Origin of the sequence: Streptomyces sp. Rer75, assembly GCF_013414305.1 — a bacterium.
Classification (GTDB): domain Bacteria; phylum Actinomycetota; class Actinomycetes; order Streptomycetales; family Streptomycetaceae; genus Streptomyces; species Streptomyces himastatinicus.
Map to the genome: position 1 here is coordinate 2272789 of NZ_CP058693.1, position 24347 is coordinate 2297135.

General features: G+C 72.6%; 21 protein-coding genes, 1 tRNA gene and 2 pseudogenes. 13 read left to right on the forward strand and 11 right to left on the reverse strand.

Annotated features, from left to right (window positions below):
• Window positions 1-96: 96 nt before the first annotated feature.
• The 3 genes from HYQ63_RS09265 to HYQ63_RS09275 form a co-directional block, all read right to left on the reverse strand.
• Window positions 97-975, reverse strand: a complete 879-nt coding sequence (locus tag HYQ63_RS09265; protein ID WP_179933379.1) for an SCO1664 family protein — start codon at window positions 973-975, stop codon at window positions 97-99.
• Window positions 939-1529 (reverse strand): DUF3090 domain-containing protein, encoded by a 591-nt coding sequence (locus HYQ63_RS09270; RefSeq protein WP_055553352.1) that lies wholly within the window; start codon window positions 1527-1529, stop codon window positions 939-941. Before HYQ63_RS09270 ends, HYQ63_RS09265 begins: the two co-directional genes overlap by 37 nt.
• 143 nt (window positions 1530-1672) lie before the next feature.
• Window positions 1673-2368, reverse strand: a complete 696-nt coding sequence (locus HYQ63_RS09275) for a histidine phosphatase family protein (protein ID WP_179933380.1) — start codon at window positions 2366-2368, stop codon at window positions 1673-1675.
• A 99-nt stretch (window positions 2369-2467) separates the two neighbouring features.
• On the opposite strand from HYQ63_RS09275, the gene corA reads away from it, so the two are divergent.
• Window positions 2468-3460: a magnesium/cobalt transporter CorA gene (corA, locus tag HYQ63_RS09280; RefSeq protein WP_179933381.1), complete on the forward strand. Its 993-nt coding sequence runs from the start codon at window positions 2468-2470 to the stop codon at window positions 3458-3460.
• A 78-nt stretch (window positions 3461-3538) separates the two neighbouring features.
• Here corA and HYQ63_RS09285 read toward each other — a convergent pair whose 3' ends face one another.
• Both HYQ63_RS09285 and HYQ63_RS09290 read right to left on the reverse strand, forming a co-directional pair.
• Complete coding sequence (locus HYQ63_RS09285) at window positions 3539-4336, reverse strand: ferritin-like domain-containing protein (RefSeq protein WP_179933382.1); 798 nt, start codon at window positions 4334-4336, stop codon at window positions 3539-3541.
• A gap of 256 nt (window positions 4337-4592) precedes the next feature.
• Window positions 4593-5642, reverse strand: a complete 1050-nt coding sequence (locus tag HYQ63_RS09290; protein ID WP_179933383.1) for an LLM class F420-dependent oxidoreductase — start codon at window positions 5640-5642, stop codon at window positions 4593-4595.
• Window positions 5643-5844: 202 nt separating this feature from the next.
• Here HYQ63_RS09290 and HYQ63_RS09295 point away from each other — a divergent pair, with 202 nt between their 5' ends.
• Window positions 5845-6825, forward strand: coding sequence for an aldo/keto reductase (locus HYQ63_RS09295; RefSeq protein ID WP_179933384.1), 981 nt, complete (start codon window positions 5845-5847; stop codon window positions 6823-6825).
• Window positions 6822-9398: a helix-hairpin-helix domain-containing protein gene (locus HYQ63_RS09300; protein WP_179933385.1), complete on the forward strand. Its 2577-nt coding sequence runs from the start codon at window positions 6822-6824 to the stop codon at window positions 9396-9398. The genes HYQ63_RS09295 and HYQ63_RS09300 overlap by 4 nt, the downstream gene beginning before the upstream one ends.
• A gap of 69 nt (window positions 9399-9467) precedes the next feature.
• Here the strand turns inward: HYQ63_RS09300 and HYQ63_RS09305 are convergent, their stop codons facing one another.
• Window positions 9468-10139 (reverse strand): hypothetical protein, encoded by a 672-nt coding sequence (locus tag HYQ63_RS09305; RefSeq protein ID WP_123102887.1) that lies wholly within the window; start codon window positions 10137-10139, stop codon window positions 9468-9470.
• A gap of 47 nt (window positions 10140-10186) precedes the next feature.
• Here HYQ63_RS09305 and HYQ63_RS09310 point away from each other — a divergent pair, with 47 nt between their 5' ends.
• Window positions 10187-10375, forward strand: coding sequence for a DUF5703 family protein (locus tag HYQ63_RS09310; protein ID WP_079038522.1), 189 nt, complete (start codon window positions 10187-10189; stop codon window positions 10373-10375).
• 77 nt (window positions 10376-10452) lie between these two features.
• On the opposite strand, the gene HYQ63_RS09315 is transcribed toward HYQ63_RS09310, so the two are convergent.
• On the reverse strand, window positions 10453-11346 hold the full coding sequence (locus tag HYQ63_RS09315) for a chaplin (RefSeq protein WP_179933386.1): 894 nt from the start codon (window positions 11344-11346) through the stop codon (window positions 10453-10455).
• Window positions 11347-11681: 335 nt separating this feature from the next.
• Window positions 11682-13022 (reverse strand): M20/M25/M40 family metallo-hydrolase, encoded by a 1341-nt coding sequence (locus HYQ63_RS09320; RefSeq protein WP_179933387.1) that lies wholly within the window; start codon window positions 13020-13022, stop codon window positions 11682-11684.
• Window positions 13023-13272: 250 nt separating this feature from the next.
• On the opposite strand from HYQ63_RS09320, the gene HYQ63_RS09325 reads away from it, so the two are divergent.
• The 3 genes from HYQ63_RS09325 to HYQ63_RS09335 all read left to right on the forward strand — a co-directional run bounded on the left by HYQ63_RS09325 (window position 13273) and on the right by HYQ63_RS09335 (window position 16418).
• Window positions 13273-13360: transfer RNA gene (locus HYQ63_RS09325), tRNA-Leu, on the forward strand.
• A gap of 585 nt (window positions 13361-13945) precedes the next feature.
• Window positions 13946-14587 carry a DUF1326 domain-containing protein gene (locus HYQ63_RS09330; protein ID WP_179933388.1) on the forward strand — a complete coding sequence of 214 codons (642 nt, stop codon included), beginning with the start codon at window positions 13946-13948 and terminating at the stop codon, window positions 14585-14587.
• Window positions 14588-14987: 400 nt separating this feature from the next.
• Window positions 14988-16418, forward strand: coding sequence for a PP2C family protein-serine/threonine phosphatase (locus tag HYQ63_RS09335; RefSeq protein WP_179933389.1), 1431 nt, complete (start codon window positions 14988-14990; stop codon window positions 16416-16418).
• Window positions 16419-16451: 33 nt separating this feature from the next.
• Here HYQ63_RS09335 and HYQ63_RS09340 read toward each other — a convergent pair whose 3' ends face one another.
• Window positions 16452-17279 (reverse strand): CDP-alcohol phosphatidyltransferase family protein, encoded by an 828-nt coding sequence (locus HYQ63_RS09340; protein ID WP_179933390.1) that lies wholly within the window; start codon window positions 17277-17279, stop codon window positions 16452-16454.
• Between the two features lie 162 nt (window positions 17280-17441).
• Between HYQ63_RS09340 and HYQ63_RS09345 the strand changes: the two genes are divergently transcribed.
• The 5 genes and pseudogenes from HYQ63_RS09345 to HYQ63_RS09365 all read left to right on the forward strand — a co-directional run.
• A complete protein-coding gene (locus tag HYQ63_RS09345; RefSeq protein ID WP_179933391.1) occupies window positions 17442-18413 on the forward strand; it encodes a zinc-binding alcohol dehydrogenase in 972 nt (323 codons plus the stop codon).
• Window positions 18414-18527: 114 nt separating this feature from the next.
• Window positions 18528-18926: a 6-carboxytetrahydropterin synthase gene (locus HYQ63_RS09350; RefSeq protein ID WP_179933392.1), complete on the forward strand. Its 399-nt coding sequence runs from the start codon at window positions 18528-18530 to the stop codon at window positions 18924-18926.
• Window positions 18923-20080, forward strand: coding sequence for a glycosyltransferase family 4 protein (locus HYQ63_RS09355; protein ID WP_179933393.1), 1158 nt, complete (start codon window positions 18923-18925; stop codon window positions 20078-20080). Before HYQ63_RS09350 ends, HYQ63_RS09355 begins: the two co-directional genes overlap by 4 nt.
• Entirely contained in the window at window positions 20008-20934 is a 927-nt protein-coding gene (locus HYQ63_RS09360; RefSeq protein WP_373689205.1) for a methyltransferase domain-containing protein, read from the forward strand. Before HYQ63_RS09355 ends, HYQ63_RS09360 begins: the two co-directional genes overlap by 73 nt.
• A gap of 68 nt (window positions 20935-21002) precedes the next feature.
• Window positions 21003-21770 (forward strand): annotated as a pseudogene (locus HYQ63_RS09365) (YbhN family protein); the annotation flags it as partial.
• A 270-nt stretch (window positions 21771-22040) separates the two neighbouring features.
• Here HYQ63_RS09365 and HYQ63_RS44580 read toward each other — a convergent pair.
• Window positions 22041-22682: pseudogene (locus tag HYQ63_RS44580) on the reverse strand (RibD family protein); the annotation flags it as partial.
• Entirely contained in the window at window positions 22679-23467 is a 789-nt protein-coding gene (locus HYQ63_RS09370) for a creatininase family protein (RefSeq protein WP_179933396.1), read from the reverse strand. The pseudogene HYQ63_RS44580 and the gene HYQ63_RS09370, both read right to left, overlap by 4 nt.
• A gap of 108 nt (window positions 23468-23575) precedes the next feature.
• Here HYQ63_RS09370 and ribA point away from each other — a divergent pair, with 108 nt between their 5' ends.
• The gene (ribA, locus tag HYQ63_RS09375) at window positions 23576-24253 is read left to right on the forward strand and encodes a GTP cyclohydrolase II (RefSeq protein WP_179933397.1); all 678 of its coding nucleotides are present in this window, start codon (window positions 23576-23578) and stop codon (window positions 24251-24253) included.
• The last annotated feature ends 94 nt before the right edge of the window (window positions 24254-24347 follow it).

Genomic DNA, 24347 nt, shown 5'->3' on the forward strand with positions numbered 1-24347 from the left:
CCGGATAGGCGGTCTTGCGTATTCGCCCGTGAACTGCTTCGTCGCCGCCCGGCAGCCTTCACCTCGGACCGGCGGGCCTCACATCGGCGGGCTCGGTCAGACCGGCGGCCACGGAATGGCGGGCCACTGGCCGCTGGGCGCGGGGTGCACCCCGGTCCGCACCAGCGCCGCCACGCGGTCCCGCAGCGCCTCGATCTCGGCGCCGGTGATCAGCTTCGCCAGCCGGGCGCACAGCGGGCCGTCGTCGGCGAGCTGCTCCGCCAGCCCGCGCAGCACCTCCAGCACGTCGTCCGGCAGCGGTTCCCCGGCCCATCCCCACAGCAGGGTGCGCAGCTTGTCCTCGGCGTTGAAGGTCACACCGTGATCAATCGCATAGAGTCGGCCCCCCGCGGCGGGCAGCAGATGGCCGCCCTTGCGGTCGCCGTTGTTGATCACCGCGTCGAGTACGGCCAGCCGCCGCAGCCGTACGTCGTCGGCGTGCACCAGCAGCGCGGTGCGGCCCTCCCCCACCTCGGCGAAGCCGACCGCCTTCCAGCCCGGGCCCGGCTCGTCGCCCTCGACGAGCGCGAGCAGCTCGGACCCGTCGGAGCCGTCGGTCCCGTCGGAGGCGTCGCCCGCGGCCTCACCGTCGCCGGTGGCCACCTCGACCCAGAGCTGGCACATGCCCTGCCCGTACGGCCCGTCGCGCAGCACGGTGGGCGGGACCAGTCCCCACCCGGTCGCCTCGGAGATCTCGTACGCCGCGACCTCGCGCTGGGCGAGCGTGCCGTCGGGGAAGTCCCACAGCGGCCGCTCCCCGGCCACCGGCTTGTAGACGCACGGGGCGCTGTGGCCCTCGTACTCGACCGTGCAGTAGAGCACCGCGTTGGACGCCTCCCGGACCTGGCCGCGCACCGTCAGCTCGCCCAGGGCCAGCAGCTCGGACGGCTCGGGGGGCGTCAGGCTTCGCGGCGGTATCCGTTCTGGCGCGGACATACGTGTCCTTCCGGGTCGAGCGGCAGGCTGCACAGCGGGCAGGGCGGCCTACCGGCGTTGACGACGTCCAGCGCCCGCTTGGCGAAGGCCCGCGCCTGGGTGCCGGTGAGCCGGACCCGCAGCATGGGCGGCCCGTTCACGTCGTCCTGGAGGAGCCGTTCCTCGGCCTCGGCGAGGTCCTCCTCGGACTCGGCTTCCAGCTCGACGAGCGCCTGCGCCTCCACGATCATGCGCTGTTCCTCGCCGTCCCAGGCGAGGGCCATGGTGCCGACGCGGAATTCCTCTTCCACGGGGGCGTCGAGGGGCGCGGTGTCGCTGAGTTCGGAAGGTGCGACGGCCGGTACCGGGGCGTTGCCGCCGGTGCGCCGCACCACCTCGTCGAGCAGCTCGTCTATCCGCTCGGCGAGCGCCGCGACCTGGGTCTTCTCCAGTGCCACGCTGGTGGTCCGGCCACCCGCGGACGCCTGGAGGAAGAAGGTACGGCGGCCCGGCAGCCCGACCGTACCGGCGACGAATCGGTCCGGCGGGTCATAGAGGAACACCTGACGGGACAACGTCCTGCTCCATTTGCGTCGACTGGTCGGCTGGTTGGCTGGTGGGGCTGGTGGTTCCGGCGGGGCTGCCGGGCGTCACGGCCGCCCGGTCGCGGCTGCCGCGGCGCGGCCGCGCCGCGGGACCACCCTACTGCGCCCGGAGATCATGGTGCCCCCGTGTCGCCGCCCACCGCCGCGTCCCCGCCGCGCTCGGCGGAGGCGTCCTCCCGGGGCGCGAGTCCCGCGAAGTCGCCGGTGTCCCCCAGCCGTACGACGAAGGGCCGGGTGGGGGTGTAGCGGATCGCGGTGACCGAGCAGGGCTCGACGGAGATCCGCTGGAAGAGGTCGAGGTGGAGGCCGAGGGCGTCCGCGACGATCGCCTTGATGATGTCGCCGTGCGAGCACATCAGATACGTCGCGTCGGCGCCGTACTCCCCCTCGATCCGGGCGTTCCAGTCGCGCACGGCGTCGACCGCGCGTGCCTGCATGGCGCGCATGGACTCGCCCCCGGGGAAGGCGGCGGCGGACGGGTGCTGCTGGACGATGTTCATCAGCGGTTCATCGGCCAGCTCGGCGAGTTTGCGGCCCGACCAGTCGCCGTAGTGGCACTCCCCGATCCGTTCCTCGGTGTGCGTCGGCAGGTCGGGGCGGGCGGCGAGCAGCGGCGCGAGGGTCTCCTGACAGCGCTGGAGCGGGCTGGTGACGGCGGCGGCGAGCGGCAGCCGGGCCAGCCGCCCGGGCAGCTCCGCGGCCTGGGCGGTGCCGCGCTCGTCGAGGGCGACACCGGGCGTCCAGCCCGCGAGGACGCCGGCCGTGTTCGCGGTGGACCGGCCGTGCCGGACGAGGATCAGCGTGGGCATGCCTGCCAGCCTACGACCCTTCCGGGCCCGCTCAGGGAGGGTGTGTGCCCCTCTTGTGCGCTTCCCCCACCTGTGCGCTTCTTACCCGGGCGAGGCACAATGCCCCGCGTGATCGTGGATTGTGCCATCTACCGGGACGGGTGCCGCACCGAGGGCCCCGCCGACTTCTCCGACGCCCTCGACCAGGCGCGCGCGGCCGGGGACTCCTTCCTCTGGATCGGGCTGCACGAGCCGACGGAGAAGGAGTTCGCGCTGGTCACCAGCGAGTTCGGGCTGCACCCACTGGCGGTGGAGGACGCGCTGACCGCGCACCAGCGGCCCAAGCTGGAGGTCTACGACGACTCGCTGTTCCTGGTGCTCAAGCCGGTCCGGTACGAGGAGAAGGCGGGCACCGTCACCGCCGGTGAGCTGATGGTGTTCGTCGGTGACTCCTTCGTGGTGACCGTGCGGCACGGCGAGGCCAATCCGCTGAGCGCGGTGCGCGAGCGGCTGGAGGACACCCCCGAGGTGCTGGCGCACGGGCCGACGGCGGTGATGTACGCGGTCGCCGACGCGGTCGTGGACCACTACCTGGACGTCGCGGACGCCCTCCACGAGGACCTGGACGAGCTGGAGACCACGGTCTTCGCGCCGGACGGCAGCGGGGGCCAGAACACGGCGGGCCGGATCTACGCCTTCAAGCGCGAGGTGCTCGAATTCCGCCGCGCGACGGTCCCGTTGGCGGAGCCGATGACCCGCCTCGCGGGCGCCGGGGTGCCGTTCGTCCACGAGGGGTCGCGGCCGTTCTTCCGCGACGTCCATGACCATCTGACCCGGGTGAACGAGCACGTGGAGGGCCTCGACCGGCTGCTGTCGGACATCCTCTCGGCCCATCTGGCGCAGATGGGGGTGCGGCAGAACGACGACATGCGGAAGATCTCGGCGTGGGCGGCGATGGCGGCGGTGCCGACGCTGATCGCCGGTATCTACGGCATGAACTTCCGCTACATGTGGGAGCTGCGCCAGCCGTGGGGCTATCCGGCCGTGGTGGGGTTGATGGCCGGAGTGATCGCGCTGCTGTACCGCATGTTCAAGCGCCGCGGCTGGCTCTGACCGGGCCGTGGAACAGGCTGTGGAACGGGCCGTACAACGAGCCGTGGAGCGGGCCGTACGCCGCCGTACGGGCGGGGGTCACGCGAACTCGGGCTCCTCGGGGGTGGCCGTCTCCGCGTCCCCCAGCGCGTCCCGCCGCTCGGGCATCCGCAGCGTCACCATGCGGCGCCAGCCGCCCAGCCGCTCGTACCCGTACCCGGCCTTGATGCCCGCCGTCAGCACCGCGGACTTCCCCTTCGACCAGCCGAGGATGCGCCCCATGTGCGTCATCACGCCGAGGCTGACGCACCGGTGGACCTCCATTTCGACGAGCGCGCACTCCCGCAGCGCCCGCTGGATGGTCCGGCCGTACCCGGCGGCGGCCAGCCGCAGCAACTCCTCGTGGCAGTAGGCGAGGTGGCTCTCCTCGTCCTTGGCGATCATCGTGACCGCCCGGCCGACCTCCGGGTGGTCGCCGAAGCAGCCGCGCAACATGGCCATCTGCGCGGCGGCACGCTGCTCGGTGACCCGGCTGTGGGCGAGATAGATGACGATGTCGTGCTCGGTGAGCGGCTCGTCGCGGCGCAGCTTCTCGTGGGCGAGCCCGACGCCGCGGGCCTCCAGCAGCATCGTGTAGTCCGTCTCGCGCGGCACCTCCACCGGCTCCAGGCCGCGCTTGCGGAGCAGGGCGTTGAAGATCCGGCCGTGCTTGTCCTCGTCCGCGCCATGGCGGGTGATCTTTGGTGCGAGGTCGCGCCGGCTGTCGGGCACGAGCGCGGCGATGCGGCCGTTCTCCCAGCCGCCCTGCGCCTCGCCGCTGGCGGCGATGGAGCAGAACAGCCGGAACGACTCGTCGTTTCCGAGGATCTCCTGGAAGACGCTTTTCGCCGAGAGCATCACTGCCACCTCCGGGCACGGCACGCGCGCACCGCACTGAAAAGAGTCAAATGCCGGGTATTGGAAGTGGCAACAGGTGGGGCGTCCGGCTCATCCGTACGAGGGAATCACGAGCGAATACGGAGGGGCCCGCCGTGCGCGTAACCCCGCGGCACCGGAGGCGTTGTGCTCGGTGACGGCCGTGGCGGGGAAGACCCCCGAGCCCCCACCACGGCCGTAGAAACCTCCGCGCCTACGCCTACGCCCCGCTTGTCCGCTACGCGAGCCCGGCGCGCTCCAGCGCCTCGACACCCGCCCGCAGCCCGGCCACCCGCTCCTCCAGGGTGAAGCCCGCGGGGGTGAGCGACAGGGTGGTGACACCGGCCTCGGCGTACGCCTTCATCCGGTCGGCGATGCGCTCGACCGGGCCGAGCAGCGTGGTGGAGTCGATCAGCTCGTGGGGGATGGCGGCGGCAGCGCCCTCCTTGTCCCCGGCCAGGTACTTCTCCTGGATCTCGGCGGCCTCCTTCTCGTACCCCATGCGCTGCGCGAGCTTGTTGTAGAAGTTCTGCTTGGCGCTGCCCATGCCGCCCACGTAGAGCGCGGTGTACGGGCGGAACTGGTCGGCGAGGCCGCGGACGTCCTCGCCCACCGCGAGCGGGACGGTGGGCACCAGGTCGAAGCCGTCGAGGGTCTTGCCCGCCTTCTCCCGGCCCGCGCGCAGCGAGCCGAGGGTGGTGGCCTCGGCGTGCTCGGGGGCGAAGAAGATGACCAGGGCGCCGTCGGCGATCTCGCCGGTCTGCTCCAGGTTCTTCGGGCCGATGGCCGCGATGTAGAGCGGGATGTACTCGCGCACCGGGTGCACGGTCAGCTTGAGGGGCTTGCCGGGGCCGCCGGGCAGCGGCAGGGTCCAGTTCGCGCCCTCGTGGGTCAGCCGCTCGCGCGACATCGCCTTGCGGATGATGTCCACGTACTCGCGGGTGCGGGCCAGCGGCTTGTCGAACCGCACGCCGTACCAGCCCTCCGAGACCTGCGGCCCCGAGACGCCGAGGCCGAGGCGGAACCGGCCGCCGGAGAGGGAGTCGAGGGTGGCGGCGGTCATCGCCGTCATCGCGGGCGTACGGGCCGGGATCTGGAAGATCGCGGAGCCGACGTCGATGTGCTCGGTCTGCGCGGCGACCCACGACAGCACGGTGGCGGCATCCGATCCGTACGCCTCCGCGGCCCAGCAGACCGAGTAGCCGAGCCGGTCGGCCTCGCGCGCCACCGCGAGGTTGTCCGCGTCCATCCCGGCGCCCCAGTAGCCGAGGTTGATTCCGAGCCGCATACCCATGCCACACCTCTTACTGATCAGTAACGTCGCTGTTCCGGGGACTCTAGCGCGCGGAACCCCGGTACGTCAGGGGTGGGTCCGGGGTAGGCCGGGGGTGGCTCGCCGGGTGATCCACCAGGGGCTGAGGGTGGGTTATCCACAGGCTGACACGGTCCGCTTTCCGGCCAGTAATCTCGATGTTCATGGAGCGACGTACATGGAGCTAAGGCACCTGGGCCGCACCGGCCTGCGCGTATCCCGGCTCGGGCTCGGCACGCTCACCTGGGGGCGGGACACCGGCGAACACGAAGCGGCGGACCAGCTGAAGGCGTTCTGGGAGGCGGGCGGGACCCTGGTCGACACCGCCGATGTGTACGCGGACGGGGAGGCGGAGTATCTGCTGGGGCGGCTGTTGGAGGGGCTGGTGCCGCGGCGCGATCTCCAGATCGCCACCAAGGCGGGCAGCGTTCCCGACCCGGACCGCCGCTTCGACGGCTCCCGCGGCCATCTCCTGGCGGCCCTGGACGCCTCGCTGGAGCGGCTCGGCACGGACCACGTCGACCTGTGGCAGGTGCACGCCTTCGACCCCGTCACCCCGCTCGAGGAGACCCTCCAGGCGCTCGACATAGCGGTGAGCAGCGGGCGGGCGCGGTATGTCGGCGTGTCCAACTTCTGCGGCTGGCAGCTCGCCAAGGCCGCCACCTGGCAGCTGGCCTCCTCCGGTGCCCACACCCGGCTCGCCAGCACCCAGATGGAGTACTCGCTGCTCCAGCGCGGCATCGAGCGCGAGGTGCTCCCGGCCGCCCTCGACCTCGGCATCGGGCTGCTGCCCTCCTCGCCGCTGGGGCGTGGCGTACTCACCGGAAAGTACCGCCACATGACGCCCTCCGACTCCCGCGGCGCCTCCGAGCTCGCCGCCTTCGTCGCCCCGTACCTCGACGAGGAGGCGAGCCGGATCGTCGACGCCGTCGCCATAGCCGCCGACGGCCTGGCCACCAGCGCCCTGCACGTCGCCCTCGCCTGGGTGCGCGACCGCCCGGGCGTGACCGCGCCCATCGTCGGCGCGCGCAACGCCCAGCAGTTGCGCGCGGCGCTGTCGGTGGAGGCCCTTAGTCTTCCGGACGAGATCTGCCAGGCGCTCGACGATGTGTCGGCGCCCGTGCACCGCTATCCCGATCAGGACTGGAGCACGCTGTGACGACCGACCACCTCGCCGGCGACCCCCCGCCCGAGGAGGCCACCGACGCGAGCGCGGACCGCGCCGCGCCCGCCACCCCCGCGGCGCCGTCGGCGCCCGACGCTACCGCGCCGGGGCCGGATCGGGACGCTGCCCCTGCCCCCGACGCCGCCGCATCAGCGGCGGCCCAGCCGGGCGGCGGCGAGGCCGACCCACCGGCCACGACGGGTGCCGCGGCAGACTCGCACCAGCCCGGGGCCGGGCAGGCCCCCGGCGATGCCGGTCCGCCGGAGGCACCGGCATCAGCCGCTGCCCCGGAGGGCCCCGGGCACCCCGCCCCCGACGGGGACGCCGCGGAGCGCGCTACGGCAGAGCATGGGCGACCCAGCTCCGGGAGCGCCGCCCCCGGACCGGAGGCCGACAGCTCCGCGACCGACGCGCACGCCGAGGCCGAGCCCGAGCCCGGGGCCGGGGCCGGGGCCGATGCCGATGCCGAGCCGACCGGGACCGGCGCCGCCGCACCGGAGCACCCGGCTGCGGCGGACGCCCCCGCATCCGGCGCTCCCGGGGCGGGGGCTCGCGCCGAGGCCGGGGGCACGGCGGGGTCGGCCGGTGACCCGGCCGCGCAGACACCGGCCGGTGGTGGCGGCAAGGGTGGGCGATCGGCGGCGGCCGAGGCGTTGGCTGCTGCCGTGCGGGCCGTGGAGAGTGGCGAGCGGTCGGCGGCGTCGTTCTTCAACGAGCCCCGACCGGCCCCCGCCCGGCCGCAACCGGCCGCCGCGCCCGCGCGGGAACCGGCCCGTGCCGCCGCTCCCGCTCCCGTCGCGCCACCGGCGCGTCCCGCTGCGGCGGGAGTGGCCGGAGTCCGCGAGGTGCTGGCGGCGGGCGGGGCGCCCGAGGCGCTGGCCGTATCGGTCGCCGAGACGCTCGGCGAGCGTGCCGCCGAGGCGCTGCGCGAGGACCCGTGGCAGCTGCTCGCCGTCCCCGGGGTGCGCCCCGATCAGGCCGATGGGTTCGCCCGCGCCCTGCTGGGGCCGGAGTGCGGGCCGGGCGACGAGCGCCGCTCGCAGGCGCTCACCGGCTGGCTGCTGGAGCGCGCCGCCCTCGAAGGGCACACCGCGCTGGAGTCCTCCGCGCTGCGCGCCGCGCTCGCCAAGGTGTCCGTGCCGGACCCGGACGAGGCGCTGCGGGCGGCCATCGCGGGCGGCGGGGTGCTGGTCTTCCAGGACGCCCTGGAGGCGCCCGCGGGCGCCCGGCCGCCCGCACCCGCCGCACCCTCCGCACCCGACGACGAGGACGCCGAGCAGCCGGTCCGGGTGCTGCTGGGGCTCGACCGCTACGCGCTCGCGGAGGAAAGCCTGGCGGACGGTTTCGCCCGGCTGATCACGACGTTCGCCGACGCGCACAAGGACGACGCGCCGGACTGGGAGGCGGCCGCCAGCGCCGCGCCGTCCCCTTCCGCCGCCGAGCTGATCCGTACCGTCGCGGCGCACGGCCTGGTCACGCACAGCGGTGGCGAGGCGGCCCGCGCCGAACCGGCCGCGCTGGTCTCCGCCGCGCGGTCCATGGGGCTGCGGGTGTGCGCCGCCGCGCACAGCGAGGACGGCAGGCAGCGGCTGGCCGCCGAGGTCGGCGCCGAGGCGGCCGTCACCGTCGCCGGGCTGCTCTCCGGCGGCGAGGGGCCGGGGCGCGACGAGGACGGCGCGCTGGCGCTGGATCTGATCGCCGTGCTGGACGCGCCCCAGCTGGACGTGGAGACGGCGGCCATGCTCGTCGAGTCCCTGCCGGACGGCGCCCGGCTGGTGCTGAGCGGGGACCCGGGCGTGCTGTGGTCGGCCGGGCCCGGCCGGGTCTTCGCGGATCTGGTGGCGGCCCGCCGCTGCCCGCAGGTGGTCTCCCGTACGCCCGACCCGGGACCGATCGGCGAGCTGGTCTCGGGCATCGGCATCGGCGAGCTGAACCAGGTGGAGGCGCCGGGCAAGGAGGTCGTGATCGTCCCCGTGCGCGACCCGGGCGAGGCCGTGCACCGCACCGTTCAGCTGGTCGCGGACTCGGTGCCGCGCGCGATCGGCGTGCCGTCGGAGCAGACCCAGGTGATCACGCCCGGCCATGGTGGCGCGGCGGGGACGCGTGCCCTCAACGCCGCGCTGAAGGAGCGGCTGAACCCCGGCCCCGGCCGGTTCGCCGGTTTCGACCCGGGCGACCGCGTGGCGTACACCCCGGCGCCGGGCCGTGCCCTCCCGGGCACCGTGGTGTCGGCGGACGCCGAGGGGCTGCGGCTGGACTGCGCGGGTGCGCCGGTGGTGGTGCCCCGTGAGCAGGTCGGCGACCTGGTGCGGCACGGCTGGGCCCTCACCGCCCATCAGGCGGCCGGGATGCGCTGGCCCGCCGCGGTCGTGGTGCTGCCGGGGGACGCGGCGGCCGGGCTGACCCGGGCCTGGGTCTACACCGCCTTCGGCCGGGGCGAGCGGCATCTGTCCGTGGTGCAGGGCGCGGAGGCGGCGCTGCCACGGGCGGTCGCGGAGATCCCGTTCAAGGACCGCACCACGCGCCTGCGGTCCCTGCTCCAGACCCAGGCCCCGCCCACGGGATGACGGGCGAGACGGGCCCTGCGGCCGCGGGGGTGCGGCCGGAGGGCCCGGGGTGCGGCGGTGCTGCCGGGTTCAGCTCCCCGGGCCCAGCACCTCGAGATCGTCCTCGTCGTCCAGCTCCTCGTCGAAGACCGAGCTGACGTCGAAGCGGCACACGATCTGCTCGGGGTCGGCCTGGTCGAACGGGGCGGACAGCCACTCGCCCGGTTCGGCGGGCTCTTCGAGGGCCGAGACCCAGAGGGTCGAGTCGCCCTCCTCCAGGCCGAACTCCTTGTGCCGGGAGGCGATCTCGTCCGGCTCGAACTCGCCGAACACGACGCCGAGGGCGGCATGGACGCTTTCCCCGGCACCGGCCGTCCCACCGCCCAGGCGGCCGCCTCCGGTGTCGAGGTCCGGGTCCAGGTCGACGATGCGCTGGGCCTGCGACAGCAGCCGCTGCGGTTCGACGACCGCGTAGTCCCGGCGGATCAGCACGCTGAGCGCACTGGGTTCGTCCGGGCCCGCATAGGCGGGCAGGCTGTCGTCGCCCGGGATTTCGAAGGGCGTGACCTCGTCGTAGGTGTCATAGAGCAGCTCGTCGTAGACCTCGGCTGCCGCCGCCAGTTCGTTGAATGCGGCGTAGACGGCCGGGTCGCCTTCCCCCGACCGGCGCTCGACGGCGTCGAGGTGACGGTCCAGTGCGGCTTTCACCGCTTCAGCGGCGGCGCGTACCTCGGCAGCGGATGGCTGCGCAGCATCAGACATAGTGCAGACGCTATCCGTACCAGGGCAGTTCCCGCACAATAGATGCGATGCCGGAATACGAATTCTGCGACGTGTATGTGCCACGCGGGGTGTCCCGCAACGCCGCTACCCGCCTGCTCACGGACCATGCCGAATACGGACACTGGGAGTTGGATCGACTGAGACTCAACCCCGACGGCAGCCGAAGAGTGCGGCTGCGGCGTCGAATCATCCGCCAGCTCCGCGCCACCTGGTGACGCACAGCGGGCCCCGCACGAGGCGGGGCCCGCCGTGATCCAACGGGATCAGACCAGGTCAGACGGTGTGGGCGAGGTCAGCGCCGCGCGACGCGCGCCCGACGGTAGAGCACCGTGCCCGCGAGCAGCATGCCCGCAGCGGCCGGAATGGCCAGTTCCACCGGTCCGGCACCGGTGTGGGCGAGCTGCTCGTTGCCCGTGAGGTGGGAACCGCCGAGGTTCGCGGCCGGGTCGGCGGCGTGCGCCCCGGGCCCGTTGCCGTTGTCACCGTTGTTGCCGTTGTTGCCGGGGGTGTCATCTCCCGGATTGTTCGGCTGACCGGGGTTGCCGGGGGTGCCGGGCTGGCCCGGGTTACCGGGGTTCCCCGGGGTGCCGGGCTCACCCGGGTTACCGGGGTTCCCCGGGTTACCAGGGTTGCCGGGGTTCCCAGGGTTGCCCGGAGTACCGGGGTTGCCGGGGTTCCCAGGGTTCCCCGGGTTGCCAGGGTTCCCGGGGTTGTCCGGGTTCTCCGGTACGGCGTCGACCACACCGTCGCAGTCGCCCCCACTGCTGTTCCCGGCCGCGATCACACCGATGCTGTTCCCGCACACGGTGACCGGAACGTGCACCGGGGCCTGGATGTTGTTGCCCGAGCCGACCCCCGGGGAGGTCTGGGTGCTGCCCTGGGCGGAGGAGCTCCCCGCCTGGGAGCCGCTGGACGAGCTGCCCGAGTTGGACGAGCTGCCGGATCCCTGCTGAGCACCGCCGCCGCACCGGGCGTCATTGAGGAACCCGAGGACGTTCACGGTGTTTCCGCACAGGTTCACCGGCACGTGCACCGGCACCTGGATGTTGTTGCCCGACACGGCGCCGGGCGAGTTCCCGGCGCCGCCGTTCGCCCCCGAGTCCGCGTGTGCGTAGCCTCCGGTCACGGCCAGCATGCCGCTCGCCGCCGCTACGGTGATCAGGCCCTTTTTCGCAACCTGTCGCATAACTTTTCGCTCCCCTGCCGGTGGCCCGGCCGGAACGCGTGCGGGCGGTGTCGCCCGCACCCCCATGCCCGGACGGTCCGGGAGTGCGCGTCGCGCGCATTCCCGGACCGCCGGGATCACGTTCCGGTGGACCGTGACTCAACGTCACGTGATCGATGCGGTAGTCGCCGAAGGCCGGGGTTCATCGTCCCGCCCCCTCTTCGGCTTCGCGGCCCGGTCACGAGCCGCACACCCCATGTAACGAGGAGGGAGCAATCAAGCTATCAAGCTACGACAGCATTCACCCTTTGTGATGCATTCAGTATGTGTGATCGATTAGGCCATTCAGGCACCCCTCAGCACGCGTCCAGGAACCGGTCGAGGACCCGCACGCCGAACTTCAGACCGTCCACCGGAACCCGCTCGTCCACGCCGTGGAACATCCCGGCGAAGTCCAGCTCCGGGGGCAGCTTCAGCGGCGCGAAGCCGAAGCAGCGGATGCCGAGGTCGTCGAAGGACTTGGCGTCCGTGCCGCCGGAGAGGCAGTACGGCACGGCGCGCGCGATCGGGTCCTCGGCCTTGAGCGCCGACTGCATGGCATCGACCAGCGCCCCGTCGAAACTCGTCTCCAGGGCCTTGTCCGCGTGCACGTCCTCGCGCTTGACCCGCGGGCCGAGGATGCGGTCGAGGTCGGCCAGGAACTCGTCCTCCAGACCCGGCAGGAAGCGGCCGTCGACGTGGGCCGTCGCCTGCCCGGGAATCACGTTGACCTTGTACCCGGCGCCCAGCATGGTCGGCGCGGCGGTGTTCTGGAGCGTCGCCCCGATGAGCTTCGCGATGCCGCCGAGCTTGGCCAGCGTCTCGTCCATGTTCTCCGGGTCGAGCGGGGTGCCGAGCGCGTCGGACAGCTCGTCCAGGAAGGACCGTACGGTCTTGGTCACCCGGATCGGGAACTTGTGCCGCCCGAGCCGCCCGACCGCCTCCGCCAGCTCGGTGATGGCGTTGTCGCTGTTGGTCATCGAGCCGTGGCCCGCGGTGCCGTCCACCGTGAGCCGCATCCAGTGCATGCCCTTCTGGGCGGTCTCGATCAGATACAGCCGCAGGTCCTCGTTGACGGTGAACGAGAAGCCGCCGACCTCGCCGATCGCCTCCGTCACGCCCTCGAACAGCTCCGGGTGATGGTTGACCAGGTGCCGCGCCCCGAACACGCCACCCGCCTCCTCGTCGGCGAGGAAGGCGAGCACGATGTCGCGCGGAGGCTTGCGGCCGGTGCGCAGCCGCTCGCGGACGACCGCGAGCGTCATGGCGTCCATGTCCTTCATGTCGACCGCGCCCCGGCCCCAGACGCAGTCGTCGACGATCTCGCCGGAGAAGGGGTGAATGGTCCAGTCCTCGGCGTTGGCCGGTACGACATCGGTGTGCCCGTGGATGAGCAGCGCGGGCCGGGACGGGTCCTCGCCCTCGATGCGCGCCACCGTCGAGGCCCGGCCCTTGCGGGATTCGAAGATCTGCGGTTCGAGCCCCACCTCGGCGAGCTTCTCGGCGACGTACTCGGCGGCAGCCCGCTCGCCGGGGCCGGAGTGATCGGGGCCGTAGTTACTGGTGTCGATCCGGATCAGATCGCGGCACAGATCGACGACCTCGTCCTCGCCTCTGACCGTTCCGGCTTTCGTCCCGCCCGATTGCGACTCACTCACGCTGCCTCCTCATCGTTCCCTGCCCCCGGGCCAGGTCCACCCGGACCGGCCCACCGCGGGGTCACTCCGCCATCCTCCACCTCCCGACGCCGCAGCCCAAGGCCGCAATACCGCCGTCATGCCCCCGTCACACAGCGGCGACCCACCGTCCGCCGCCGTCCAGGGGGCCGTCCGCGTGATCGAGCACGCTCTGATGTTTGCTATGGTTTTCCACGTCGGAACGGCCGCGGGCCGGGACGGCAGACACCTGGTCCGGGTGGCGGAATGGCAGACGCGCTAGCTTGAGGTGCTAGTGCCCTTTATCGGGCGTGGGGGTTCAAGTCCCCCCTCGGACACCAGCTAAGACCCCTGTCCATCAGGGGTCTTCTGCATTTCTGGGCAGGTGACCCGACACCTGAGCGCGGCCTGAACGTCTCAAGTGCGTGGAGCTGGAGCTGTGCCACGGGGCTGAGGAACTGCGGTGGGTGAGATCTGGCGTGCCCCCGGCCTCCCCGGGGCTACCTGGGCGGGGCCGTGAGGCTGCTGGGCCGGGCGCCGAGCGGGCGTCAGGGCGGGCGCTGCGGGAAGAGGTGGCACGCATATGACGACGTACCCCAGGCCGGAGCAGCGCACGGGGTAGCCGCCCAGGGGTGCCGCCAGGGCGGCTTCTCCGAACGGTGACAGGCAGCCGTAGCGGGCGGTGCCGCGGCAACCTCACCCTCCTCCAGGCCATCACGGTCAGTGATCGCCGGGGTTGCCGGTGAAGATCGAGACGACGACCTGACCTGCGGCTGATGGCCTTCCGGAAACGGGCCTTGGCCGCCCTCGTCGGCTGCCGCGACTGTGTCAAATACCCCCTGGGGGTATTTGACACAGTCGCGGCGGCAGGATAACCTCTTGCCGCAGAGATACCCCCAGGGGGTATACAGGGAAGGGGAACCGTGATGAGCGAGACGAACTGGCACCTCAAGGGCGAGTGGTTCGACGTATGCAGCTGCTCGATGCCCTGCCCTTGCACCTTCGCGCAGGCTCCGACAAACGGCGCCTGCCTGTTCACGCTCGTATGGCAGATCCATGAAGGGCACTTCGGGGATGTACGCCTGGACGGCCTGGGCGTCGTGGCGCTCGGCGAGTTCGCCGGAAACATGTGGGTGGACGACCCTGACGCCACGATGACGGCGATGTTCTACATCGACGCGAAGGGGACGCCCGCACAGCGGGACGCCCTGGAGAAGATCTTCCGCGGCAACGCCGGGGGATGGCCGGGCACGTTCGGTTCACTGATCAGCGAAGTGCGCGACGTGCGATACGCCCCGATTCACTTTGATGCCGCGCCGGATCTTGCATACTGGCGCGCGGCCGTGTCCGACCAGGTGAGCGTGGGCGCCACGGCACTGACCGGCCCCACCTCGGACCCCAGGCGCCGGGTGCAGTTGATCAACGCCCCGGGGGCGGAGGTGGGGCCCGGCCAGGTTGCGACATGGGGTGTGGTGAGCGCGGACCACGCCGAGGGCTTTGACTTCTCCCGCGAGTACCGTGGCGGGTCCAGCAAGCACTTCCCGTTCGACTGGCGGCCCGACGCCTGACAGCGCGCATTGCCTGCCGCACCCTCAGTGGGCCGTGAAGCGGGTCCTCCTCGCCACGGACGAGAGAGCGCCGCGGAGCCACCACAGCCACCGCCACCCCTGCCGGCACCGCCCGCAACGCCACCCATCCGGCAAGGGCTGTCCCCCGTAGTGCAAGTACGGGGGACAGCCCGGCGTCGGGCCCCGGCATGATGCAGACCTGCGCTGCCGGACCCGGCGGCGAGGCATGCGTCATCTCACTCCCCGCCAGACCACTCCTTTGAGTGACCACCGTGGAGCGATTCAGGCGATACGGTCTTGTCGGACGATCCGGGCCCTTTGTGGATGGCGCGTCGGTCGCCGTGCTCCTCGTCGTCACATGGGCGCCACCGCTGCCCGACACCACGTCAAGGGGGCCTAGTTGCAGGCACCACAAAGTGTTCCGAACCGCATCGTCCCCGACCGGCACGATACGGCCGACGCACACATGGAGGGCGAGACGGCCAGGCTGGCCTTCCTTCAACGGGCGATCAGGGACATCGGCACCACGTTGAACCTCGGCCACGCGGCTCGCCTCCTGGCCGCCTCGGCTGTTCCGGGGTTCGCCGACTTCGCTTCGGTTCATCTCCACGATCATGTGACCGCATCGGAAGACGACTCCACCGCACGGAATCCGGGCGCCGCCTCGGTGATGCACCGCGTGGCCGCCGTCCACCATGACGACCCGGGGCACGGGGAGGGACTCCAGGCGGGGCAGACCTTCGCCTACCCATCCGGCACGGCAATGGCCCGGTTTCTCGCACTCATCGAGCCGGTCCTCATTCCCCGGGTCGACCGGGACATCCTGCGGAAGCTGCCGGCGGAACTCGACAGCCCGTCAGCCCGGTCGGTGCTCACTGACTCCTCCGTCATGCTGGTGCCGCTGACCGTGCGGGATTCGGTCCTTGGCTTCCTGGTCTTCGGACGCAAACCAGGGCGCCCCGCGTTCCTCCCGGCGGACCTGGCCGCCTGCCAGGAGATGGCCGAGCGGGCGGCCCTGTCCCTGCACAACGCCCGCCTCTACCACCACCAGGCAAGAACCTCAGCCGTGTTGCGGCGCAGTCTCCTGCCCATGCTGCCGCCCCATCTGCCAGGGGTGGAAATCGCCTACCGGTACCACCCGTACAGCCGCACCACGCAGGTGGGCGGCGACTGGCTGGACGCCATCCGGCTGCCCGGCCACCGGGTCGGCCTGGTCATCGGTGATGTGGCAGGTCATGGATTGCATGCGGCCGTGGCGATGGGCCAACTGCGCACCGCCGTCAAAACCCTCGCCACCCTGGACCTTCCCCCCGCGCAGTTGTTGCTCCGCCTCGACCAGTTCGCCCAAGGGCTCGACCAGACCATCCTGGCCACGTGTCTGTATGGCATCTATGACCCCCTCACCCGCCGGGCCACCTTCTCCAGCGCCGGGCACCTTCCACCCATCCTGGTGAGCCCGGACGGCAAGGATGAACTGCTCCAGGTGCCCGTCAGCGCGCCGATCGGTGTGGGAAGCCCCGCCATCGACACATTCGAGCTGTCCGTCGACCCCGGCAGCCTTCTCCTGATGTGTACCGACGGTCTGGTGGAGACCCGCGAGGAGGACATCGAGGAGGGGCTGTCCGCCGTGCGCCGCAGCCTCACCACCCCCCACCTGTCGCTGGAGGAAGCGTGCGACGCACTCCTGGGGCGACAGCACCCCGGCGGCCGGCACGACGACGCCGCCGTGCTCATGGCCCGCCTCCACGGCGTTCCCCACGGGCGAATCGCCACGTGGCCTCGCCCGCAGCGGCCCGAGCAGGTGCGCGTCGCCCGCTGGTCACAGGAGTGAGGACGCGCTGAATCGGGAGCGCCGGGAGGGCGCTTACGCGCTGCGCGCGGGGACCGGCTCGTCGTGGACTACGCGGGGCACCGGGCGGGCGAGGCGTGCGACGCGGGCGACGGGGCGGTCGGGTCCCGTCCGCGCCTCGGCGCGGGTGGCCTTTCCGGTGCTCCACAGCCACGCGATGTCCCGGGCGAAGGACCAGATCAACGAGGTCAGGGCCAGCAGCACGACCGCGAGGTTCGCGGGGGCCGGGAGGAGACCGGTGGCGGCCACGAGGAGGGCGACGCCCTGGAGGGCGGCCACCGTCTTGCGGGCCATGCTGTGCGGGAGCGGCGCGTTCATCCAGGGGAGGAAGCGGGCGGCCGCGACGAAGGCGTAGCGCATGGCGCCGATCAGCAGCACCCAGGGGCCCAGTGCGGTGGCGACGTAGACGCTGAGCACCAGGATGAGGATGGCGTCGACCTCCATGTCGAACCGTGCGCCCAGGGTCGAGGAGGTTCCGGTGCGGCGGGCCACCTGGCCGTCGACCGCGTCGAGGATCAGGGCCACCGCGGTGAGCGCGGTGAGGACCGCGACCCGGGGCGGGCTCGTGAAGGAGTCGGCGACCAGCGCGGTCACGCCCCCGACGAGGGTGGCCCGGGCCAGGGTGACGCGGTTGGCGGCCCCGAAGGAGGACAGCCAGGAGCGGGAGACGGCGCGGGTCAGCACGGCCCAGGAGACGGCCGCGAAGGCGAGGCCGGTGAGCCAGCCCGCGGGCCCCAGGTCGAGCGAGGCGCCCAGAAGCGTGAGCAGGAGGATCTGTACGCCCGCTCCCGCCGCTGTCTCCTGCCGCAACAGCCTCGCGTTGTGTGTGTGGTTCAGGGCCACCGGGCACCCCTCCGGCTGTGTGACAGTGTCGATTGGCGCCGCGTAGCGTGTGCGCGGCTTGATGATGTCCCGTACGTGGCGCGTCTCCCGTTTGTTCAGCGCGATGCGCGGCCCGTTGTTTCAGCGCAGAGTTTCTGCTCGATTCCTACAGAGAGGACGCAGATGGAGCGCGTCGCCCGTGCTTTCTGGCTCAACTCCCCCGGTCACGGCGGGATACGGGATGTGGTGCTGCCCGAGCCCGCCGAGGGTGAGGTGGTGGTGCGCACGCTGTGCTCCGGTGTGAGCCGCGGCACGGAGGCGCTGGTGTTCCGGGGCGGGGTGCCGGAGAGCCAGTACGGCGCGATGCGTGCGCCGTTCCAGGAGGGCGACTTCCCCGGGCCGGTGAAGTACGGCTACCTCAATGTGGGGGTGGTCGAGGAGGGGCCGCGGGAGCTGGTGGGCCGTACGGTCTTCTGTCTGTTCCCGCATCAGACGCGGTACGTGGTCCCGGCGAGCGCCGTGACGCCCGTACCGGAGGGCGTGCCCGCCGAGCGGGCGGTGCTGGCCGGGACGGTGGAGACCGCGGTGAACGCCCTGTGGGACGCGGCGCCGCTGCTCGGCGACCGGATCACGGTGATCGGGGCGGGGATGGTCGGGGCGTCGGTCGCCGCGCTGCTGGCCCGCTATCCGGCCGTACGGGTCCAGTTGGTGGACGCCGACCCGGCGCGCGCGGCGCTCGCCAAGGCGCTCGGCGTGGACTTCGCGCTGCCGGAGGAAGCCGAGGGCGAGCGGGATCTCGTGGTGCACGCCAGCGCGAGCGAGGCGGGTCTCGCGCGCTCCCTGGAACTCCTCGCCCCGGAGGGCACGGTCATCGAGCTGAGCTGGTACGGCGACCGTCGGATCAGCGTGCCGCTGGGCGAGGCGTTCCACTCCCGTCGGCTGACCGTGCGCAGCAGTCAGGTGGGGACGGTGTCCCCGGTCCGGGGCGGCCGCCGCGGCTATGCGGACCGGCTGGCGCTCGCGCTGGAGTTGCTCGCCGACCCCGCGCTGGACGCGCTGGTCACCGGGGAATGCGCGTTCGAGGAGCTGCCGGGGGTGATGGCCCGGATCGCCGCCGGTGAGCTGCCGGGGCTGTGCCACCGGGTGCGGTACTGAGGCGCCCGGGGCGCGGCGCGCAAAGCCGTCTGAACAAGGCTGAGCTGCGGCTGAACACGGGGAAGGCATCGGCCGTACTAGAAGCCGAGATGTGCCGCCGGACCGGGAGGGCCGTTGTTCAGCATCACCGTCCGCGATCACCTGATGGTCGCCCACAGCTTCAGCGGAGAGGTCTTCGGACCCGCGCAGCGTCTGCACGGCGCCACGTTTCTGGTGGACGCCACCTTCCGGCGCGCCGCGCTGGACGACGACAACATCGTCGTCGACATCGGACTGGCCACCCGGGAACTGAGCGCGGTGGTCGGCGACCTCAACTACCGGAACCTCGATGACGAGCCCGCCTTCAAGGGGATCAACACCTCCACCGAGTTCCTGGCCAAGGTCATCGCCGACCGGCTCGCGGAGCGGGTGCACGCCGGTGCGCTCGGCGAGGGCGCGCGCGGCCTGGCCGGGATCAAGGTGACCCTGCACGAATCGCATGTCGCCTGGGCGAGTTACGAGCGTGACCTGTGACCGCGCACCTCGACAGTCCCGGGAGCCTGCTGGGCCTCGGCAGCGGTGCCGTCCCGCCGCCGGTGCGCGAAGTGCACGTCGTCATGCCCGGCGGGGTGGACGACCCGGCCACGCCGAGCGGCGGCAATACGTACGACCGGCGGATCTGCCGGGAGCTGCCCGGCATCGGCTGGGACGTCCACGAGCACACGATCGCGGGCAGCTGGCCGCAGCCGGGGCCCGCGGCGCGCGCCGAACTGGCCCGGCTCCTGGCGGAGCTGGCGGACGGCAGCATCGTGCTCCTCGACGGCCTCGTGGCCTGCGCCGTCCCCTACCTGGTCGTTCCCGAGGCGGAACGGCTGCGGCCCGGGGTGCTGGTGCATCTGCCGCTGGGTGAGGAGACGGGGCTCGCCCCGGGCCGGGCGGCGGACTTGGACGCGCTGGAGCGCAAGACGCTGCGCGCGATGCCCGCGGTGGTGGCCACCAGCGGCTGGGCGGCCCGTCGGCTCGTCGCGCACCACGGGCTGGCCCCGGGCCGGGTCCATGTGGCCGCGCCCGGTGCCGATGTGGCGCCGCAGGCGTCCGGCACGGACGAGGGCACCCGGCTGCTGTGCGTCGCCTCGGTGACCCCGCGCAAGGGGCAGCACCGGCTGGTGGAGGCGCTGGCCGAGGTCGCCGATCTGCCGTGGACGCTGGAGTGCGTCGGCGGTCTCGGCCAGGACCCCGGCTACGTGGAGCGGCTGCGCGAGCTGATCGAGGCGTCCGGGCTCGGCGACCGGGTGCGGCTCACCGGCCCGCGCCGCGGCGCGGAGCTGGAGGCGAGCTTCGCCGGTGCCGATCTGCTGGTGCTCGCCTCGTACGCCGAGACGTACGGGATGGTGGTGACCGAGGCGCTGGCGCACGGCGTTCCGGTGCTGGCCACCGCCGTGGGCGGGGTTCCGGAGGCGCTCGGGCACGCGCCCGAGGGCAGCGTGCCGGGCCTGCTCGTGGCCCCGGACGACCCGGCCGCGCTCACGGCGGCGCTGCGCCGCTGGCTGGGCGATCCCGATGTACGCCGCCGGCTGATCACGGCCGCCCGTGGCCGGCGCACCGCGCTGGACGGCTGGCACACGACCGCGTCGGACCTGGCCGGTGCGCTGGAACGACTTCGCCGCGAACCCCGGAGGGCCGCGTGACCACCACCGATACGCCTCAATACGCGCCCGAGTGGCTGGAGTTGCGCGAGGGCGCGGACGCCGCCGCCCGCGCGGCCGAACTGCTGGAGCCCTTGCGGGCCCGTCTCGCGGAGACGGCCGGACGCTCCGTACGCGTGATCCATGACCTGGGCTGCGGCACCGGTTCGCTGGGCCGGTGGCTGGCGCCCCGGCTGGACGGCCCGCAGGAGTGGGTGCTGCACGACCACGATCCGGGTCTGCTGGAGCTGGCCGCCGAGCGGGCGCCGCGTGCGGCCGCCGACGGCAGCCCGGTCACGGTGCGCACGCGCCGCGGTGACCTGGGCTCGCTGACCGCGGACGATCTGGCGGGTGCGTCACTGGTGACGGCCTCCGCGCTGCTGGACGTGCTCACCGCCGAGGAGATAGAGGGGCTCGCCGCGGCCTGTGCCGGGGCCGGTTGTCCGGTGCTGCTGGCGCTGTCGGTGGCGGGGCGGGTCGAACTGGCCCCGGAGGACCCGCTGGACGCGGAGATCGCGGAGGCGTTCAACGCCCATCAGCGCCGCTCCGGTCTGCTCGGGCCGGACGCGGTCGCGGTGGCCTCCGAGGCGTTCGCCCGGCATGGTGCGACGGTACGGACGCACGCCAGCCCCTGGCTACTGGGCGGCGGGGAGTCCGCGCTCGCGGCGGAGTGGCTGCGGGGCTGGGTGGGCGCGGCGGTGGAGCACCGGCCGGAGCTGGAGCCGCGTGCGGAGACGTATCTGCGGCGGCGGCTGGCGGAGTGCACGGCGGGCGAGCTGCGGGTGGTGGTGCACCACGACGACCTGCTCGCCCTGCCGCGCCCTGTGAGCCCCGGGCCGACGGGCGGAGTGTCATGAGCGCGACGATCCGGGCCCGGCTGGGCACCCTCGCCGGAGCGGCCATCATCGCGGTGCTGCTGTGGCAGATGGGCACCGGCGCCTTCGTGGAGGGCTTGCGCCGCATCGACGGGGTCACCCTGCTGGCCGCCCTCGGACTGGGCCTGCTGACCACGGTGTTCAGCGCCTGGCGCTGGTGCGTGGTGGCGCGGGCGCTGCGCATCCGGCTGCCCCTGGTGCAGGCGGTCGGCGACTACTACTGCTCCCAGTTCCTCAACGCGGCGCTGCCCGGCGGCGTCCTCGGCGATGTGCACCGCGCGGTACGGCACGGGCGCACCGAGGGCGATGTCGCCCGGGGCGTGCGCGCCGTGGTGCTGGAGCGGACCGCGGGTCAGGTGGTGCTGGTGATGGTCGGCGTGGCGCTGCTGTTCGCCCACCCCGCCCTCGCCCTGTCCGAGGGCGGACGGGTGCTGCACGCCGTGGCCACGACGCCCGGCGCCGCACCCGCGCTGCTCGCGGTGTGCGGGCTCGGGGCCGTGGCCGTCGTACGGCTGCGCCGCAGGCCCGGCACCTCGCGGGGGCGCCGGGCGCTGCGCGCCGCGCTCACCGAGGCGCGGCTCGGGCTGCTGGCCCGCGCGAGCTGGCCGGGGGTCGTGCTCTCGTCCGCGGTGGTGCTGGCGGGCTATCTCGGGATGTTCCTGCTGGCCGCGCGGGCAGCGGGATCAACCGCCCCGGCGGTCGAGCTGGTGCCCATCATGGTGCTGGCCCTGCTCGCCATGGCGCTGCCGCTGAACGTCGGCGGCTGGGGTCCCCGCGAGGGCGTCACAGCGTGGGCCTTCGGCTCCGCGGGCCTGGGCGCCGCCCAGGGGCTGACGGTCGCGGTCGTGTACGGGGTGCTCACCTTCGCCGCGAGCCTGCCCGGTCTGGGTGTGCTGGTCGGGCAGTGGGCCGTCCGGCTGCGGCGTCCCCAGGTCGAGCTCGAAGAGGGTGTCCTCGCCGAGGTGGGCCCGGCGGGTCCGGGGCCTGAGCGCGTCGCGCATGACGGGGGTGCCGTCGAAGCGCAGCCCCGGGATGCCGTCGCCGAGCAGAACCGGTGCCACGGTGACGTACAGGCGGTGCAGCGCGCCGTCATGAAGAAAGCGCGACACCGTGACGCCGCCACCCTCGATCAGCACCCGGCCGAGTCCGCGCGCCGCAAGCGCCTCCACCAGGCGCTGCGGCGTGAACGCGGCACGGTCCGGCAGGGTCAGTACGTCAACGCCGTCCGGCGCCGTCCGCCCGTCGCCGGTGTCCGCTCCCACCACCCACAGGGTCGGCGCTGAGCCGTCGGTGAAGACCCGGCGATGCGGAGGTACCCGGCGGTGCGGATCGAGGATGACGCGCACCGGATGCGGTCCGGAGCAGGCGCGCACGGTGAGCTGGGGGTCGTCCGCGAGGGCGGTCCCGGCCCCGACCACCACGGCGTCGGTGAGGGCGCGCAGCCGGTGCAGATGGCACCGGTCCTCCTCGCCGGTGACGTAGTCGGCGTCGCCGGTGCGGGTCGCGATGAAACCGTCGAGGCTCTGGCCGAGCTGGGCGATCGTCAGCCGCGGCCCGGCGAGGCAGAGCGGCAGATAGCGGTCGGCGAGTTCGTCCGCCTCCGGGGTGGCGTCCTCGCGCCAGCGCACCGCGCCGCCCGAGCCGCGCACCAGCCCGGCGGCCCGGGCGTCGGCCACGGTCCGTATGGAGCGCAGGCGCTCCCAGGCCTGTGCCGTGTCCAGCGTCGTCATCGCGTCTCCGTTTCCTGTCGCTCGCCGACCCGCTCGCCGACCGGAGAGCCGCCGACCACGGAAAGGTACTCGGCGAAGGATTCGGTGAGTGCGGCGAGAAGTTCCTTTCCCTTACCGGCGGATGCCAGGGAAGGGCGGCCGATGACACCGGACTCGGTGTACTCGGCCATGCCGAGGGTCAGCAGATGCTTCCGGTCGTCGGCGAGACAATCGGAGGTTTCATAACCGGGACGGACGAGTTCGGGATGGGCATGCAACAGGATGGAGGTCTCCACTTCTCCCCCGTGCATATCGCTGTACGACGGGGTTTGGACACCGGCCCTGGTGCGGGCCGTGTCCCAGTCGGCCGAGCCCGGGAAAAGCGCCATGCGGGTACCGGTGCCGGCGGATTCCTGAACAATGTTGCGCAGGACGTAATTTCCGCCGTGTCCGTTCACCAGAATCAGCGAACCGACACCGGAGCGGCGGAGCGATCCGGCGATGTCGCGCACCACGGAGTACAGGGTCGCGGCGGATATGGAGACGGTGCCCGGCCAGTCCGCGTGCTCGTGCGAGCAGGAAACCGTGACGGGCGGGAGGAGTTGGACCGGATACGCCGCGGCGATCTCCCGGGCGATGGTGCAGGCGATGACCGTGTCCGTCACCAGCGGGAGATGGGCGCCGTGTTGCTCGAAGCTGCCGATGGGCAGGACGGCGACACCGGTCCGCAGGGCCCGCACCTCCTCCGTGGTCGTCGGCGGCAGGAGCCCCGAGGCCCACTGGTCCGGCGTTTCCGAATCACTCATGTGCTACGGGCCTTTCGTTCTTCGCGTTACGGGATGCGCGGCCAATCACCCGGCCGACTTTGCCATTTTCCCCTACGCCACCCGGCGTTTACCAGATAGGGTTGCAACATGACAGCAAGTGATAGCGTGTTGGTCGACAGCGCTCGTCGATCGGATGTCGAACGAGTGGTGAATCTCCGGCTGTCCACCGTGCACGGCGATTTCCTCGCCTACGGCTACCAGGACCACAATCGCGGAGATGAACAGATCGCGCTGGTTTACGGCGACATCAAGGGCGAGGACGCACTGACGCGCGTGCATTCCGAGTGCCTGACCGGAGACGCCTTCGGTTCCCGGCACTGCGAATGCGGCGACCAACTGTCCGCGGCGCTGCGCGCCATCGTGAGCGAGGGGCGGGGCATCCTCGTCTACCTCCGCGGCCACGAGGGCCGGGGCATCGGCCTGCTGGCCAAGCTCCAGGCGATGCAGCTCCAGGCGGAGGGCCTGGACACGGTCGAGGCCAACCTCGCGCTCGGCCTCCCGGACGACGCCCGCGACTACCAGGTGGCGGCGGAGATGCTGCACGACCTCGGGGTGCGCTCCATACGGCTGCTCTCCAACAACCCGCGCAAGCGGGAGGCGCTGCTGCGCCACGGCATCAAGATCAGCGAGCAGGTTCCGCTGCTGATCCAGCCGTGCGAGGAGAACCTGCCCTACCTGCTGACCAAGCGGGAGCGGATGGACCACTACCTGCCGCATCTGGACGGTGTGCTGTCGTCCGTCGACGGCGGCGCCGAGCGGTCCTGAGCGGCGTGCGGAGCCGGTGGCGCCGACGACGCGGCGGGCCTGCCGCACCGTCGGCGCTCCGGAGGCACTGAGGCGAGAACAGGCGATCAGGGCA